The sequence below is a fragment of the Janthinobacterium sp. EB271-G4-7A genome, assembly GCF_020858075.1.
Taxonomy (GTDB): Bacteria; Pseudomonadota; Gammaproteobacteria; order Burkholderiales; family Burkholderiaceae_D; genus Janthinobacterium; species Janthinobacterium lividum.
Window position 1 is genome coordinate 233,167 of record NZ_JACYMI010000001.1, and the last position, 14,224, is coordinate 247,390.

The window sequence follows — 14,224 nt, forward strand, 5'->3', positions numbered from 1 at the left end:
AGGTCGGGGTGGATAAAATCAGGCGCGGGCGCGCAGCACTTGCACGCCCAGCCGTTCAAAGGCGGCCACGTGGGAAGCGTCGGCATCGGCTTCCAGCACCAGGTGCTGCAGCAAGCCCGTGGCCAGCACGCCGAAGGGCGCGGCGGTGCCCAGCTTGTCGCTGGTGACGGCTACCACCACCGCCTTGCTGGCGCCGGCAATGCTGCGCTTGAACTCGGCCTCGTCGTAGTTGAACGCCGTCACGCCCGCGTCCGCGTCCGCGCCGCAAGCGCCGAGGAAACACAGGTCGGGATGCATGCGCTCGACGGTGCGCAAGGCCTGTGGCCCCAGGCTGGCGCCGGCGCGGCGGTCGACCCTGCCGCCAGCCATGATGAGTTCGATTTCCGGGCGTTCCATCAGTGCCATGGCAATGGCTGGCGCGTTGGTGATGACAGTGAGCGCCAACTCTGGCAATGCGCTGGCGATGGCCAGGTTGGTCGAGCCCGCATCGAGAAACAGCACCTGTCCCGCGCGCACGAGGGACACGGCGGCCTGCGCCAGGCGTGCCTTGCGCTCGGGCGCTTCCTGCTTGCGCTGGCTCAAGGTGCCGCCATCGGGCGCCAGCGGCAGGGCGCCGCCATACACGCGCTGGCACAGGCCGGCCGCCGCCATCTCGCGCAAGTCGCGCCGTATCGTATCTTCGGAAACATCGAGCTGGCGCGCCAGGTCCAGCGCCAGCACGCGGCCATCGGCGTGCAATTGTTGCTGGATCAGTGCGTGGCGTTGTTTGAGGAGCAGGGTGGCGGACATGGGGTATATTGAAACGTGCAGGAATGTGCATAAATATACGCAAACGTGCAAAGTGCGTCAACGTTTACTTGCTGCAGGCATCGTGCTCAGGATAGGAGCAGGCAGGGACTGCCCACGGCAGTCCTGTCACAAATGAATTTGCAAGAAAGATAAATTTACGTTTATGCTCATCGCCGATATCGTGATGCACCTTGGTGTTTGCTTGCCGAGGAATAAGGGAAACAGGCGGATGAGCGACATTAAACTTTTCAAGTTGGCCCATGGCCAAGCCCAGGAACTGCAAGGTAGCGCATCGGACCTGGAAAAACCATTGCAAACCTTGATTGAGGCAAACCTCGATACTTTGCTAAGCATCCGTTTTCTGGCGAGCGAGTATTCGACCGGAAAGACGCATGCTGGCCGCATCGATTCCCTTGGATTGGATGAGAACAATTGCCCGGTCATTCTTGAATACAAACGGTCGGTTGGCGAAAATGTGATCAATCAAGGTTTGTACTACCTGGATTGGCTGATGGACCATCAGGCAGACTTTAAACTGCTGGTCCTCGACAAGCTAGGCAAGCTGGCATCGGAGGCCATCGATTGGAGCGCGCCGCGGGTGATTTGCATTGCGGCCGACTTTACCAAGTTTGATAGCCATGCCGTCCAGCAAATAGGCCGGACGATCGAACTTATTCGCTATCGCCGATTTGCAGAGGATCTGCTTCTTCTTGAATCCGCAAGCGCCGGCATGGATCCCGCAACAAAGAAAGGCCCCGCCAAGCGCCAGACATCGGTGCCAGCCAGCTTGGAAACAATGGCGGCTGGGCCCGCAGATGGGGGCACGCCCAAGCCGACGGGACCAGACAGGGCATTTGTAGAAATCCTGGCAGGTCTGTCGGAGTCCATGCGTCAGTTGCTGGCCTCGCTAGAGGATTACACGATGTCGTTGGGGGATGACGTTGAGCGTAAGGAGCTGCGCCTGTACTTGGCTTTCAAACGGCTGAAAAACTTTGCGACGGTGGTGATACACAAGAAGAATTGCCTCGTGCTCTATTTGCACATCGACCCGGCGCCCGTCTTGCACGTCTTGCCAAAAGCGCGCGACGTGAGCGCCATCGGGCATTGGGGGACGGGTAATCTGGAGATCAACATCAGCACGCTCGCGGAACTGGATGCTGCAAAGCCGTACATTTTTGCCGCGTATGCAGGTCGGAGTAGCGTGAAAACGTAGTTACTGGGGGCCTATGCCTCTATCGGTTGTGCGGCGCTGTTGCCTGTTCCAGCTCGGCCAGCCAGCGGATGGCATGTTCGCGGCTGCTGCCGCACATGTCTGCCGATGGCTGCAAGCCGCCGCAAAAGGCGGGCCGCTCCGGCTTGCCAAAAATATTGCAACGGTTGTCGTCAGCCAGCTGGATGCAGCGCACGCCCGCCGGTTTTCCATCCGGCATGCCGGGAATCGGGCTGGTGATGGACGGTGCGGTGCAGCAGGCGCCACACGAGGGGCGGCATGCCAGGGTGGCAGATGGTGACATGGGATTTCAGACGGGCGGGTGAGGAGCCGACAGTATAGCAAGCCGGCTCCCATGCGTTGCCGGGGACTCTTTTAACGCACGATGCTGACGCGCTTGCCCGACAGGGTGCGGCGGGCAGGATCGCCATGCACGGTGATGCGGCCGGAACCGCTGGCACGGGCATTGACTTCATGCTGGACGGTGACGTCGATGTCGCCGGAACCGTTGCTCGCCAGATAGGCAACGTCGCTGCGCAGCGACGCCAGGTTGATATCGCCCGAGCCATTCACGTTGGCATCGAGACGCTGCACGATGCCGCTGGCGCTGATGCTGCCCGAGCCATTGACGGCCACGTTGATGCGTTCGCCGCGCACGTTGCCCACCTGGATGCTGCCCGAAGCGTTCTGTACCGCGTCCGTATTGCCGCTGGTGAGGGCCGCCGCGTTGATGCTGCCGGAACCATTGTTGGCCACGTCGAAGCGTCCCACGCTACCCGACAGTTCGCTTTTCATCGAACCGCGCTGCTCCAGGCTGAAATCGTCGCCATTCAGGCCGCTGACCACCAGGCGGCCCGAGCCGGAGATGTTGATCTTCTTCAATTGTGGCGTCGTATAGATGACGTGGATACCATTGCTGCTGCGAATGTTCGTATCGCTCCAGATGCGCAGGGTGTTGCCGTTTACGTCGCTGTGGATCAACGGTTGCAGATTGTTGTCCGCTTCGATCACCAGCGATGCCGTCGGGCCGACGCGTACGTCGATCTTGATATCGATGCGCTTCATGTTGTCGATGTCGAGCGCGGTGATGTTGCCGACCTGGCGCACGTCGCGGCTTGCTTGCCCGTTGCCCTGGATGGCATTGCCGCCCGATTCGGCATAGCGCACTTCGCCGTCGTTGGGGTTGATGACGATGGCGCAACCGCCGAGGACAACGGCACAGCACAGGGCCAGCAAGGTACGCATGGTGTTTCCTTTATGATTGTTTTAGTTCAGGACAAGAAAAAAGCCGGCTGCCGCGCCGCGGCTGCCGTGCTGTCGATGAGAAGATAGCAAGGCGGCACGGTGGCTTGAAGGGAAATGCGATGAACTGCGCAAAATGGGGGCTGAAACGCATTCTGGCTCACCCGTTACCGAAGGTCAGGGCGGCAAAGGGCGGTGCCGCCGACCCTGGCGCGGAGGGTACAATACGGGGAGTTGGCAGCCTGGCCAAGTGTCTTGCGTGGTGGTACGGCCAGCGCTTGACCTTGACGGTAGACCGGTCTACCATTAATGACTCAAAAGTAAGTTACTTGGAAAGACACATGCAAGCCCCGATTGATACCAAGCCCCGCTGGGAGCGGCGCAAGGATGCCCGCCCGCAGGAACTGCTCGCCGCCGCCCTCGACCTGTTTGTCGAACGGGGCTTCGCATCGACGCGCCTGGAGGATGTGGCCAAGCGGGCCGGCGTGTCGAAAGGCACGCTGTACCTGTACTTTGAGAACAAGCAAGAGCTGTTCAAGGCCGTGGTGCGCGACAATATTGTGCAGTCGATCGGCGAGGCGGAAGACAGCATGGCAGCCTCGGACAGCAGCAGTGCCGAGTTGTTGCGCAAGGTGATGATGCAGTGGTGGGAAGAGTTCGGCGCCACCAAGCTGGCCGGTTTGACCAAGCTGATGCTGGCCGAAGCGAACAATTTCCCGGAACTGGCGCAGTTTTACAACGAAGAAGTCGTTACGCGCGGCAATGGGCTGATCGTCAGTCTGCTGGAACGGGGCATGCAGCGGGGCGAATTCCGCCAGGTCGATCCCGTGCTGGTCAGTACCATCCTCAGCGCGCCCGTCACCATGCTGATGATGTGGACGCATTCCTTCCTGCCGTGCGAGGTCAAGAACATCGATCCGATCGCCTATATGGATGCCTTTATCGACATGAGCTTGCGCAGCTTGCAGGTGGAGGCGCCCGGGAAAAGTTGACATGCTGAGCTTGCCTCTACCGTTCAGTTGCCCCTTTTCCAAGGTTCGCCCCCTCAAATCTGCAGATCGTCGCAAATTTCCTCCATTCCCCGTCTTTATGGTTAACATGTGCTTTCAGCCAGTTCAACGATAAAATGGCGGATTATTACTTCACTTACCGAGTCCAAAGATGAATATCGAACAAGCCCGCTTCAATATGATCGAACAGCAGATCCGTCCATGGGACGTACTGGATATCGACGTATTGGAGCTGTTGAATGTGGTCAAGCGTGAAGATTTCGTGCCGGCCGCCTATAAAAACCTGGCCTTCGTCGATACCGAAATCCCACTGGGCGGCGGCGAATGCATGTTGACGCCGAAGCTGGAAGCGCGCATTTTGCAAGACGTAGCCGTTAAAAAGCATGAAAATGTACTGGAAATCGGCACCGGCAGCGGCTACATGGCGGCTTTGCTGGCGCACAAGGCGCGTCATGTGACGAGCGTGGAAATCGTTCCCCAATTGAAAACCCTGGCCGAACAGACCCTGGCCGCCAACGGCGTGACGAACGTCACCGTGGAACTGGGCGACGGCGCGCAAGGCTGGAGCAAGGGCGCACCATATGACGTGATCGTCGTGTCCGGCGCCCTGGCCGTGTTGCCGGAAGCACTGTTGCAACAAGTGAAAGTCGGCGGCCGCATCCTGGCCATCATCGGCGAAGCGCCGATCATGTCGGCGCACCTGATCACGCGCAGCTCGGACAAGGCCTACGACACGCGCAAGCTGTTTGAAACCAATGTCACGCCGCTGCAAGCCGTGGCACCGTCGCATTTCCAGTTCTGAGGCGACCGATTCGATGGAGCATTTGAGTGCACCGCAGCTGGCCGCCTGGCTGGCTGACCCTTCCCGCCCGCGTCCGTTTTTGCTGGATGTGCGGGAACAGTGGGAGTTCGACCTGTGCCACCTCGACGGTGCCACCCTGATGCAGATGAACTCCATTCCTGCGCGCATCGATGACCTCGATGAAGACGCCGAGATCGTCTGCATCTGCCATCACGGCATGCGCAGCATGCAAGTGGCGGCCTTCCTGGAGCGCAATGGTTTTGGCAAGATCAGTAATTTGACGGGCGGCGTGCATGCCTGGGCGCTGCAAGTCGATAGCGCGATGCCTAAATACTAAGTTATTTTGCAGTAGATGCACCCAGGCATGTTTTCCTGCATGCCTGCGGAGGCCTGTACCCCGCTCACCCGGCGGGCGCAAGGCAAGCGGTAGCAGATTTTTGATTCCATCAACTTTTGACGACTCCAACGGAGAAATGCAATGCGGAAACCCCTTATCGCCGTGCTGATGACCAGCGCCTTTGTCTCGATGACATACTCGCTGCAAGCGCAGGCGGCCGATCTCATCCAGGTGTACCAGCAGGCGCTGGCCAATGACGCGCAGTATGCGAGCGCGCGGGCGGCCCTGTCGGCCGGGATGGAGCGGGTTCCGCAGGGGCTGGCAGGCTTGCTGCCGCAAATCTCCGCCTCGGGCAGCAATACACGCGGCAATCAGGAACAGATCGTCCAGAACAATGGCGGCAACAAGATCACTTCGCCATCCGTGAACGTGCGCACGAACAGCTACAACCTGACCCTGGCGCAGCCGCTGTTCCGCTGGGACCGCTGGGAAACCTATCAGCAAAGCAAGCTGGCGCAAGCGATTGCTGAAGCGCAATTTGCGCAAGTCCAGCAAGACCTGATCACCCGCGTGGCGCAGGCGTATTTCGACGTGCTGAGCGCGCAGGACAACCTGGGCGCCACGCAGGCGCAAAAGGTCGCCACGACGGAGCAGCTGGCATCGGCCAAGCGCAACTTCGAAGTCGGCACGCAAACGATTACCGACACGCACGAAGCGCAGGCGGCCTACGATCTGGTGGTGGCGCAGGAGTTTGCCGCCATCAATGACCTGGCCAACAAGCGCAGCGCCTTGCAAACCATCATCGGCGAGGCGCCAACGAATCTGGCGCCGATGCGTACGGGCGTGGTCATCAGCGCGCCGGAACCGGCTGCCGTCGAGCCGTGGGTATCATCCGCCGAAGAGCAGAACTATGGCGTCGTCACGGCCCAGTTCAACGTGGAATCGGCCAAGCGCGACATCGGCCGCAACCGCGCCGGCCACTACCCGACCCTGGACCTGATCGCCAACACGGGCCATAGCTACACTTCCGGTGGCGGCAATGGCAGCGGCAATAACAACAATGCCATCGGCGTGCAGTGGAGCATCCCGATCTTCAGCGGCTTTGCCGTCACCAGCAAGGTGCGCGAATCGATCGCGCTGGAAAACAAGGCCCGCAACGACCTGGAAACGGCACGCCGCACGGCATCGCAAGGCGCGCGCCAGGCTTTCCTCGGCGTTAATAGCGGCCTGGCGCAAGTCAAGGCGCTGGAAGCGGCGGAAGTGTCGAGCAAGTCGGCGCTGGAGTCGAACCAGCTCGGCTATCAAGTGGGCGTGCGCATCAATATCGACGTCTTGAATGCGCAGAAACAATTGTTCTCGACACAAAAAGACCTGTCGAAAGCCCGCTACGACACCATCATGAACGGCTTGCGCCTGAAGGCAGCAGCCGGCACCCTGAAGGAAACGGACTTGATGCCGGTGAATGCCTTGCTCGACAAGTAAGCGCGGTCTTGCTGTCAACTTCAAATAAAACCAGCACCGGCAGCGGCGCTGGTTTTTTTTCGTCTTGACGTGCTTTCACACGGTGCGGGTATTGGCGACTTGGGTCACGATCACGCCGGCCACCACCAGCCCCGCGCCGGCCCAGTGCAGCTGCGAAATGTGCTTGACGGCAAAGCCCAGCAAGCCGTAGCGGTCGATGGCCAGCGCGGCCAGCATTTGCCCGCCGATGACGGCCGCCATGAAGGGGCCGGACCCCATGCGTGGCGCCAGCATCAGCGCGGCCGTAATATAGAACACGCCGGCCGCGCCTCCCAGCCAGGACCAGCCCGGCCCGCGCATGGCGAGGCTGACATCGGGCGCCGGCACCCGCCATACCAGCATCACGAGCGAAGCGAGCACTGCGCTGACGGCCAGCGAGGCGAGGGTGGCCCACAGCGGGTGGCCCAGGTTGCGGCCCAGCGCGGCATTCGCGCCCGCCTGGAAGGGGACGACGGCGCCGGCCAGCATGGCCAGCGGGGCAAATACGGTAATCCATCCATGCATGTGCGACTCCCACAGTTGAGTTGATGGGGGCATCGTATTATGCTGTGATGATTAAATCCAATTCGTAGTTTGTCATCCAACTATGCACCAAATGAATAATCTGCGCGCCGTCGATTTGAACTTGCTGGTGATCCTGGACGCGCTGCTCAGCGAGCGCCATTTGTCGCGCGCAGCCGAACGCTTGCACATGAGCCAGCCTGCCGTCAGCCATGCGCTGGCCCGCTTGCGCCACCTGCTCGGCGATCCGCTGCTGCTGCGCGGCAAGGGCGGCTTCCAGCCGACGGCGCGGGCTTTGGAATTGGCGCGGCCGCTGGCCGAAGCCCTGCAAAGCGTGCGCTCGGTGCTGGGCGGTGCCGTCTTCGAGGCGGCCACGGCGCAGCGCGTGTTTCGCCTGGCCATGTCGGATTACGGCGCGGCGTTGATCCTACCCCGCCTGTTGCGCCGTTTGCGCGTGGACGCGCCCGGCATCGATATGGCCGTCAGCTATGCCAGCCGCCCGGCCGTGATCGCTGGCGTGCAGGATGGCGAGATCGACCTGGCGCTCGGTGTGTTCCCGCAACTGCCCGAGCAGCTCCATAGAGAAACCTTATTCGAGGAAACGTTCGTGTGCGCGCTCGATCCGGCCAGCCTGGCGGCCGGTGAAATGCTGAACCTGGAAGCCTATCTGGCGCGCCCGCACGTGCTGGTGGCGTCCAGCGAAGGCGGCATGGCGGCCGAAGTCGACGCGGCCCTGGCCCAGCTGGGACAGACGCGCCGCATCGCCGTGCGTGTGCCGTACTGGACGGTCGCACCGGACGTCGTGATGGGGACGGACTTGATCCTGACGGTGGCGCGCCGCGCCTTGCAGGGCAGCGCGGCGCAAGGGCTGGCGCTGTACGCTGCGCCATTTGCCATCGCGCCGTTTGCGTTTGAAGTGATACGGCACCGCCGCACGGACGGCGATGCGGGCATCGCCTGGCTGCGCGCGGCCATTGCACAGGCCGCTGAGCCAGGCTGAGGTATTACAGGCCGCCGCCCTGGCCGTCGAACTTGCGCTCGATCAATTCGATCTTGTAGCCGTCCGGGTCGGTGATGAAGGCGATGACCGTGTTGCCACCTTTCACGGGGCCCGGTTCGCGCGTGACGTTGCCGCCATTTGCGCGTGCCGCGTCGCACGCGGCGACGATGTCGTCGGCCGAGATGGCGATGTGGCCGTAGGCCGTGCCCAGCTCATAGCTGGTGGTGCCATAGTTATACGTCAGTTCCAGTTCCGCGTGGTCGGGATTCGAGCCATAGCCGACGAAGGCCAGCGTGTACTGGTATTCCGGGTTGTCGCTGGTGCGCAGCAATGTCATGCCCAGGACCTTGGTGTAAAAATCGATGGAGCGCTGCAGGTCGCCGACCCGTAACATGGTGTGCAAAATACGCATCGTAAATCCTTGATGATGATAGGGGAATGGCAGGATTTTATGCGTTTTACGGCTTTCTTGCCGAGACCGCCCCGGCTGCCCTGGTACAGGACAGCAGCGGACGGTGACGTTCGTGCCTCCGGATTTACTCCAGATGAGCGTCCAGCGTGATTTCCGTGGCCAGCAACTTGGACACGGGGCAGCCGAGCTTGGCGCGCAGGGCCGCATCCTGGAATGCTTCTTCCGTGGCGCCGGGAATGCTGGCCACCAGGGTCAGGTGCACGGCCGTGATGGCATAGCTGCCATCGATTTTTTCCAGGCTGACATCGGCCGTGGTTTTCAGGGCTGTGGCACGCAGGCCCGCTTCGCCCAGTTGGCCGGACAGGGCCATGGTGAAGCAGGCCGCATGGGCAGCGCCGATCAGTTCTTCCGGATTGCTGCCGGGACCGTCTTCGAAGCGTGTGTTGAAGCCATATGCCACATTGTCGAGCGCGCCGCTTTGGGTGGAAATAAACCCTTTGCCATCCTTAAGGCCGCCACTCCAGACGGCTGATCCTGTTTTTTTCATGATGTACTCCTTGCGTGGTTCGAGCGTCCATCATGCGCGCCAGGGCTTGGCGCTTCCGTTCGTTGCGTCACACAGGGGGCGCATGCGCGGCCCACGACAGTTCGACTCAGCGCGCCTTCTTTGGTTCCAGCTGCGCGTCGGGACGGGCCTGTTTCGGTTCGGCCGGCTTGACCTTTTCCACGCCGGGCTGGGCGCGCCGATCCGTATCGACCAGGCCCTGTTCCAGGTCGCTGGCCGCCTGTTGCATGATTTTGCGCGGGCGTGCGTTTTGCGCATCGGGGGACTCGTCGCGCTCGTGCGGCAGGCGGTCGACGCCGTCATTCTTGACCTTTTCATCGGTATTGATCTTGCGTTCGCTTGGTGGGGTATGCATATGGCCTCCTGGCAGTAAAGTGAAACCAGTGTCCCGCCGCGCCAGGCCGCCTGCAAGCGGATTTGTCCATGCAGGGAGCGCTGGCGCACGCATGGACGAATCTTTTTCTGCGCTACACTGCGTGCAACACCAAGAACGCCCCTTGCGGGCACACGGCAGCCGCACTATACTGTGCATATATACAGTATCATGCGATGCCGGCGTGCGACGCGACAGCCTGGGGCGGTTTGCCACCGAATTTACTACCGAGACTCTTATGCCCGTCGATACACACGCCGAACAGCCAGCCGCGCCCTCGCCAGCCCCGGGCGAACGCTTCAACCTGGGCGCCAAGACCATCGCCCTGGTCGTGCGTCAGAATACGGATGGCATTGCCGAACCCGTGAAAAGCATCGTCGATTTCCTGCAAGTGCTGGGCCACACGGTGGTCTTTGAGGCGGAGACGGCCGCGCATCTGAATCTGGCGTTTCCCGGCGTGCGCGCCATGTCACCTGCCGAGATCGGCGCCGCCGCCGATTGCGCCATCGTCATGGGTGGCGACGGCACCATGCTGGGCATTGCGCGCCAGCTGGCGCCATTCGACGTACCCTTGATCGGCATCAATCAAGGACGCTTGGGTTTCATGACCGATATTCCGCTCGAGCGCATGCTGCCCGTGCTGGCGCAAATTCTCGGTGGCCGCTTCAAGGCCGAACGCCGTACCTTGCTTGAAGGCAGCGTGCTGCGCGACGGTGAGTCGATTCACGTGGGCATGGCCGTCAACGATGTCGTCGTCTCGCGCGGCGCCGGTGCCGGCATGGCCGAATTGCGCGTCGAGGTCGATGGCCACTTCATGTACAACCAGCGTTCGGATGGCTTGATCATTTCCACGCCCACGGGCTCGACCGCGTATTCGCTGTCGGCCGGCGGCCCATTGCTGCACCCGACCCTGGGCGGCATCGTGCTCGTGCCGATCGCCCCGCATGCGTTGTCGAACCGTCCCATCGTCCTGCCCGACTCCAGCCAGATCGTCGTGGAAATCGTGCGCGGGCGCGATATCAGCGTCAATTTCGACATGCAGACCTTTGCCAGCCTGGTGCAGCAAGACCGCATCCTCATCCGCCGTTCGCCGCACACGATTACCTTCCTGCATCCGGAAGGGTGGAGTTACTACAACACCCTGCGTGAAAAGTTGCACTGGAATGAGTACCCGTCGGGCGAGGGCAAGCTCAGCTAACTAGTTTTCTCTACGTCAACCCGCGGTGCGCCGCCTAACCACAGAAGCCATGCTCCATACACTGTCCATCCGCGATTTTGTCATTGTCGATACCATTGAACTGGAATTTTCCGCCGGCTTCAGCGTGCTGACGGGCGAGACGGGCGCCGGCAAGTCCATCCTCATCGATGCGCTGACCCTGGCGCTGGGCGGGCGCGGCGACGCCAGCGTGGTGCGCGAAGGTGCGGCCAAGGCCGACATCACGGCCGATTTCTCCGTCAGCGAAGTGGCGCAGGCCTGGCTGGTGGCGCATGAATTCGCCAACGACGATGGCGGCGCCCTGTTGCGCCGCGTGATCGACAATGCGGGCCGCTCGAAGGCGTATATCAACGGCATTCCCGCCACGGCCGCGCAGCTGCGCGAACTGGGCGACATGCTGGTCGATATCCACGGCCAGCACGCGCACCAGTCCCTGCTGAAAAGCGAAGCGCAGCGCGCCTTGCTTGATGGCCAGGCGACGGCGCGCGAAGCGGGCGCGGAACAGGATGCGCGGCAAGTGGCGGCCCTGCACAAGCGCTGGCGCGCCCTCGTGCGCCAGCGCGAAGAATTCGAAACCAACGCCGCCAACGTGCTGTACGAGCGCGAACGCCTCGAATGGCAAGTGGGAGAACTGGAAAAGCTGGCCGCCAAGCCCGGTGAATGGACGGACATCACGAACGAGCACAGCCGCCTGTCGCATGCGGCCAGCCTGCTGGAAGGGGCGCAGGAAGCCCTGTCGACTATTTCCGAGTCGGAAGACCACCCGATCGTGTCGCAACTGTCGGCCCTGAACCAGAAGCTGGGCAAGCTCGTCTCCGTCGACGCGGAATTGCAGCCGATCGTCGACCTGATCGAATCGTCGCGCATCCAGTTGCAGGAATCCGTGTACGCGCTGAACAATTACCTGGACCGGGTCGAACTGGACCCGGAGCGCCTGCACCAGCTCGACGCGCGCATGGAAGCCATGCACAGCACGGCCCGCAAATTCCGCGTCACGCCCGAAGAATTACCCGAGGAACACGCGAAGCTGTCGGAAAAGCTGCAGCACCTGGCCGACGCTTCCGACATCGAAGGCTTGCTGCGCCAGGAAGCGAAGATCGAAGCCGAGTACCGCGGCGTTGCCGAGCGCTTGTCCGACACGCGCCGCGCCGCCGCCCTGGAACTGGGGCACGCCGTCACGCGTGCCATGCAGGAACTGAGCATGACGGGCGGCAGCTTTGAAATCGCCCTGCACCCGTGCGAGCCGGCCGCCCACGGGCTCGAGCAGGTCGAGTTTCTCGTCGCCGGTCATGCGGGCACGGCGCCCCGCTCGCTGGCGAAAGTCGCGTCCGGCGGCGAACTGGCGCGCATCGCGCTGGCCATCTCCGTCATCACCTCGCACGCCACCACCACGCCGACCCTGATCTTCGACGAGGTCGACAGCGGCATCGGCGGCGCCGTCGCCGAAGTGGTGGGCCGCCTGTTGAAACGCCTGGGGCAGGGACGGCAAGTGCTGTGCGTGACCCACTTGCCGCAAGTGGCCAGCCAGGCGAATCAGCATTTCCAGGTGGCAAAAAGCACCCTGGACAATGGCAAGACGGCATCGCGCATCGACATGCTCGACGCCAAGGCCAGGGTGGAGGAAGTGGCGCGCATGCTGGGTGGCCTGGAAATCACGGCCACCACGCGCAAGCATGCACGCGAATTGCTGGCTATCTAGTACACCTAACCAAACCTACTGCGCGTCGTGGGTCGCGGCCTGCGATGCTCGCTGCCTCGGCGGCCCCATGCTTCGCACAGCTCCGCTTCTCGGGCCAACGGGGGCGCCGAGCCTCGCTGCCGTTCGCTACGGTTTTGTTAGGCGTTGTTAGCGTAAACCGGTCTGGCGAGAATGGCAGTTAGCCTTATGCCGTTCCTTTCCATCTTTCCCGATGTTGACGCAATGTAACTATAATGGTCAGCTAATCCATCCAACGCCTTCGAAGAGCCTTCATGTCATTTCAAACAGAACCTCCGTACACGCATGGCAGTATCGACCGCAGCGCCGTGGTGCTGGTCAACTTGGGCACGCCCGATGCGCCGACGTCGTCGGCCGTGCGGCGCTACCTGAAGCAATTTTTGTCGGATCCGCGCGTGGTGGAGATTCCCCGCATCGTCTGGTGGTTCATCCTGAACCTGATCATTTTGCCCTTCCGTTCCGGCCAGTCGGCCAAGAAGTACGCGTCGATCTGGACGCGCGAAGGTTCGCCCCTGAAAGTGCACACGCAAAAGCAAGCCAAGTTGCTGGCCGGCGCCCTGGCCGAGCGGGGTCACGATGGCGTGACGGTGGCCATGGCCATGCGCTACGGTTCGCCTTCCTTGCCCGAGGTGCTGGCCAGGCTGAAAAGCGAAGGCTGCGAGCGCATCGCCATCCTGCCTGCCTATCCGCAATACTCGGGTACGACGACGGGTTCCATCTACGACGCCGTGTTTGCCCATTACGCCAACGTGCGCAATGTGCCGGAATTGCGCTTTATCAAGCAGTATCACGAGCACGACACGTATATCGACGCCTTGCGCGACTCAGTGCTGAACCACTGGGAAGCGCATGGTCGTCCGGAAAAACTGGTGATGAGTTTTCATGGCGTGCCCAAGCGCACCCTGCTGCTGGGCGATCCCTACCACTGCCAATGCCTGAAAACGGCGCGTCTGCTGGCGGAAAAGTTAAAATTAAGTAAAGAGCAATACGTGGTGACTTTCCAGTCGCGCTTTGGCAAAGCCGAATGGCTGCAGCCGTACACGGCGCCCACCCTCGTGGCGCTGGCGCAACAGGGCGTCAAGCGCGTCGACCTGCTGTGTCCCGGCTTTACCAGCGATTGCCTGGAAACGCTGGAAGAGATCGCCATGGAAGCCAAGCATGATTTTGAAACGGCCGGCGGCCAGCAGTTTCATTACATCGCTTGCTTGAACGAAACACCCGCCTGGATCGCAGGCATGGCGGAAATTGCGGAACAGCACATGATTGGCTGGCCGACGATGAAGACGGTACCGCAGCGTGAAGCGGACAAGAAAGCGGGCGAGCAGGCGCGCACGGCGGCACTGGCGCTGGGCGCGACCAACTGACAACTGCATTTTTCGTCATCTAAAAGCCGCGCTTGCGCGGCTTTGTCATGTCTGGCGCAGCCAAGGGGCTTTCCAAATAGCAACACCGCCAGTGGCGATGGCCGCGGCGGGGCTGGTAGAATGCCCGCTTTGCCATGGGAAGCCTGGAAAATCAAGGGGCGCGCG

16 protein-coding genes are annotated in these 14,224 nt (G+C 61.7%); 9 read left to right on the top strand and 7 right to left on the bottom strand.

Annotation, left to right across the window (positions count from 1 at the left end):
* Nucleotides 1-18: 18 nt before the first annotated feature.
* A complete protein-coding gene (locus IGS58_RS01105) occupies nucleotides 19-789 on the bottom strand; it encodes a DeoR/GlpR family DNA-binding transcription regulator (RefSeq protein ID WP_230520470.1) in 771 nt (256 codons plus the stop codon).
* Between the two features lie 229 nt (nucleotides 790-1,018).
* On the opposite strand from IGS58_RS01105, the gene IGS58_RS01110 reads away from it, so the two are divergent.
* Nucleotides 1,019-2,002 (top strand): DUF5655 domain-containing protein, encoded by a 984-nt coding sequence (locus IGS58_RS01110; RefSeq protein WP_230520471.1) that lies wholly within the window; start codon nucleotides 1,019-1,021, stop codon nucleotides 2,000-2,002.
* Nucleotides 2,003-2,021: 19 nt separating this feature from the next.
* Here the strand turns inward: IGS58_RS01110 and IGS58_RS01115 are convergent, their stop codons facing one another.
* Together IGS58_RS01115 and IGS58_RS01120 are read right to left on the bottom strand one after the other, a co-directional pair.
* A complete protein-coding gene (locus IGS58_RS01115; protein WP_070254686.1) occupies nucleotides 2,022-2,303 on the bottom strand; it encodes a YkgJ family cysteine cluster protein in 282 nt (93 codons plus the stop codon).
* 71 nt (nucleotides 2,304-2,374) lie between these two features.
* Nucleotides 2,375-3,244 carry a head GIN domain-containing protein gene (locus IGS58_RS01120; protein ID WP_230520472.1) on the bottom strand — a complete coding sequence of 290 codons (870 nt, stop codon included), beginning with the start codon at nucleotides 3,242-3,244 and terminating at the stop codon, nucleotides 2,375-2,377.
* 338 nt (nucleotides 3,245-3,582) lie between these two features.
* Between IGS58_RS01120 and IGS58_RS01125 the strand changes: the two genes are divergently transcribed.
* The 4 genes from IGS58_RS01125 (at nucleotide 3,583) to IGS58_RS01140 (ending at nucleotide 6,872) form a co-directional block, all read left to right on the top strand.
* Nucleotides 3,583-4,233 (top strand): TetR/AcrR family transcriptional regulator, encoded by a 651-nt coding sequence (locus IGS58_RS01125; protein WP_034788763.1) that lies wholly within the window; start codon nucleotides 3,583-3,585, stop codon nucleotides 4,231-4,233.
* Nucleotides 4,234-4,402: 169 nt separating this feature from the next.
* Nucleotides 4,403-5,053: a protein-L-isoaspartate O-methyltransferase family protein gene (locus IGS58_RS01130; protein WP_034788761.1), complete on the top strand. Its 651-nt coding sequence runs from the start codon at nucleotides 4,403-4,405 to the stop codon at nucleotides 5,051-5,053.
* A gap of 13 nt (nucleotides 5,054-5,066) precedes the next feature.
* On the top strand, nucleotides 5,067-5,390 hold the full coding sequence (locus tag IGS58_RS01135; protein WP_034788759.1) for a rhodanese-like domain-containing protein: 324 nt from the start codon (nucleotides 5,067-5,069) through the stop codon (nucleotides 5,388-5,390).
* A 141-nt stretch (nucleotides 5,391-5,531) separates the two neighbouring features.
* Nucleotides 5,532-6,872 carry a TolC family outer membrane protein gene (locus tag IGS58_RS01140; protein ID WP_070254684.1) on the top strand — a complete coding sequence of 447 codons (1,341 nt, stop codon included), beginning with the start codon at nucleotides 5,532-5,534 and terminating at the stop codon, nucleotides 6,870-6,872.
* A 75-nt stretch (nucleotides 6,873-6,947) separates the two neighbouring features.
* On the opposite strand, the gene IGS58_RS01145 is transcribed toward IGS58_RS01140, so the two are convergent.
* Nucleotides 6,948-7,448, bottom strand: a complete 501-nt coding sequence (locus IGS58_RS01145) for a DMT family transporter (protein ID WP_230520473.1) — start codon at nucleotides 7,446-7,448, stop codon at nucleotides 6,948-6,950.
* A 58-nt stretch (nucleotides 7,449-7,506) separates the two neighbouring features.
* On the opposite strand from IGS58_RS01145, the gene IGS58_RS01150 reads away from it, so the two are divergent.
* Nucleotides 7,507-8,412 (top strand): LysR substrate-binding domain-containing protein, encoded by a 906-nt coding sequence (locus IGS58_RS01150; protein ID WP_230520474.1) that lies wholly within the window; start codon nucleotides 7,507-7,509, stop codon nucleotides 8,410-8,412.
* A 4-nt stretch (nucleotides 8,413-8,416) separates the two neighbouring features.
* Here the strand turns inward: IGS58_RS01150 and gloA are convergent, their stop codons facing one another.
* The 3 genes from gloA to IGS58_RS01165 all read right to left on the bottom strand — a co-directional run bounded on the left by gloA (nucleotide 8,417) and on the right by IGS58_RS01165 (nucleotide 9,744).
* Nucleotides 8,417-8,824, bottom strand: a complete 408-nt coding sequence (gloA, locus tag IGS58_RS01155; protein ID WP_071653386.1) for a lactoylglutathione lyase — start codon at nucleotides 8,822-8,824, stop codon at nucleotides 8,417-8,419.
* 124 nt (nucleotides 8,825-8,948) lie between these two features.
* Nucleotides 8,949-9,371 carry an OsmC family protein gene (locus tag IGS58_RS01160; protein WP_034788746.1) on the bottom strand — a complete coding sequence of 141 codons (423 nt, stop codon included), beginning with the start codon at nucleotides 9,369-9,371 and terminating at the stop codon, nucleotides 8,949-8,951.
* A gap of 106 nt (nucleotides 9,372-9,477) precedes the next feature.
* Entirely contained in the window at nucleotides 9,478-9,744 is a 267-nt protein-coding gene (locus tag IGS58_RS01165; RefSeq protein ID WP_034788743.1) for a hypothetical protein, read from the bottom strand.
* Between the two features lie 256 nt (nucleotides 9,745-10,000).
* On the opposite strand from IGS58_RS01165, the gene IGS58_RS01170 reads away from it, so the two are divergent.
* The 3 genes from IGS58_RS01170 to hemH all read left to right on the top strand — a co-directional run bounded on the left by IGS58_RS01170 (nucleotide 10,001) and on the right by hemH (nucleotide 14,059).
* Nucleotides 10,001-10,960, top strand: a complete 960-nt coding sequence (locus IGS58_RS01170; protein ID WP_230520475.1) for an NAD kinase — start codon at nucleotides 10,001-10,003, stop codon at nucleotides 10,958-10,960.
* Nucleotides 10,961-11,009: 49 nt separating this feature from the next.
* Complete coding sequence (gene recN / locus IGS58_RS01175; RefSeq protein ID WP_070254680.1) at nucleotides 11,010-12,677, top strand: DNA repair protein RecN; 1,668 nt, start codon at nucleotides 11,010-11,012, stop codon at nucleotides 12,675-12,677.
* Between the two features lie 272 nt (nucleotides 12,678-12,949).
* Nucleotides 12,950-14,059 (top strand): ferrochelatase, encoded by a 1,110-nt coding sequence (gene hemH, locus IGS58_RS01180; RefSeq protein WP_070254679.1) that lies wholly within the window; start codon nucleotides 12,950-12,952, stop codon nucleotides 14,057-14,059.
* Nucleotides 14,060-14,224 lie beyond the last annotated feature (165 nt).

Excerpts from the sequence above, each read along its gene's own strand:
- IGS58_RS01105 (WP_230520470.1), bottom strand. The coding sequence starts at position 789 with ATGTCCGCCACCCTGCTCCTCAAACAACGCCACGCACTGATCCAGCAA.
- IGS58_RS01110 (WP_230520471.1), top strand. The coding sequence starts at position 1,019 with ATGAGCGACATTAAACTTTTCAAGTTGGCCCATGGCCAAGCCCAGGAA.
- IGS58_RS01115 (WP_070254686.1), bottom strand. The coding sequence starts at position 2,303 with ATGTCACCATCTGCCACCCTGGCATGCCGCCCCTCGTGTGGCGCCTGC.
- IGS58_RS01120 (WP_230520472.1), bottom strand. The coding sequence starts at position 3,244 with ATGCGTACCTTGCTGGCCCTGTGCTGTGCCGTTGTCCTCGGCGGTTGC.
- IGS58_RS01125 (WP_034788763.1), top strand. The coding sequence starts at position 3,583 with ATGCAAGCCCCGATTGATACCAAGCCCCGCTGGGAGCGGCGCAAGGAT.
- IGS58_RS01130 (WP_034788761.1), top strand. The coding sequence starts at position 4,403 with ATGAATATCGAACAAGCCCGCTTCAATATGATCGAACAGCAGATCCGT.
- IGS58_RS01135 (WP_034788759.1), top strand. The coding sequence starts at position 5,067 with ATGGAGCATTTGAGTGCACCGCAGCTGGCCGCCTGGCTGGCTGACCCT.
- IGS58_RS01140 (WP_070254684.1), top strand. The coding sequence starts at position 5,532 with ATGCGGAAACCCCTTATCGCCGTGCTGATGACCAGCGCCTTTGTCTCG.
- IGS58_RS01145 (WP_230520473.1), bottom strand. The coding sequence starts at position 7,448 with ATGCCCCCATCAACTCAACTGTGGGAGTCGCACATGCATGGATGGATT.
- IGS58_RS01150 (WP_230520474.1), top strand. The coding sequence starts at position 7,507 with ATGAATAATCTGCGCGCCGTCGATTTGAACTTGCTGGTGATCCTGGAC.
- gloA (WP_071653386.1), bottom strand. The coding sequence starts at position 8,824 with ATGCGTATTTTGCACACCATGTTACGGGTCGGCGACCTGCAGCGCTCC.
- IGS58_RS01160 (WP_034788746.1), bottom strand. The coding sequence starts at position 9,371 with ATGAAAAAAACAGGATCAGCCGTCTGGAGTGGCGGCCTTAAGGATGGC.
- IGS58_RS01165 (WP_034788743.1), bottom strand. The coding sequence starts at position 9,744 with ATGCATACCCCACCAAGCGAACGCAAGATCAATACCGATGAAAAGGTC.
- IGS58_RS01170 (WP_230520475.1), top strand. The coding sequence starts at position 10,001 with ATGCCCGTCGATACACACGCCGAACAGCCAGCCGCGCCCTCGCCAGCC.
- recN (WP_070254680.1), top strand. The coding sequence starts at position 11,010 with ATGCTCCATACACTGTCCATCCGCGATTTTGTCATTGTCGATACCATT.
- hemH (WP_070254679.1), top strand. The coding sequence starts at position 12,950 with ATGTCATTTCAAACAGAACCTCCGTACACGCATGGCAGTATCGACCGC.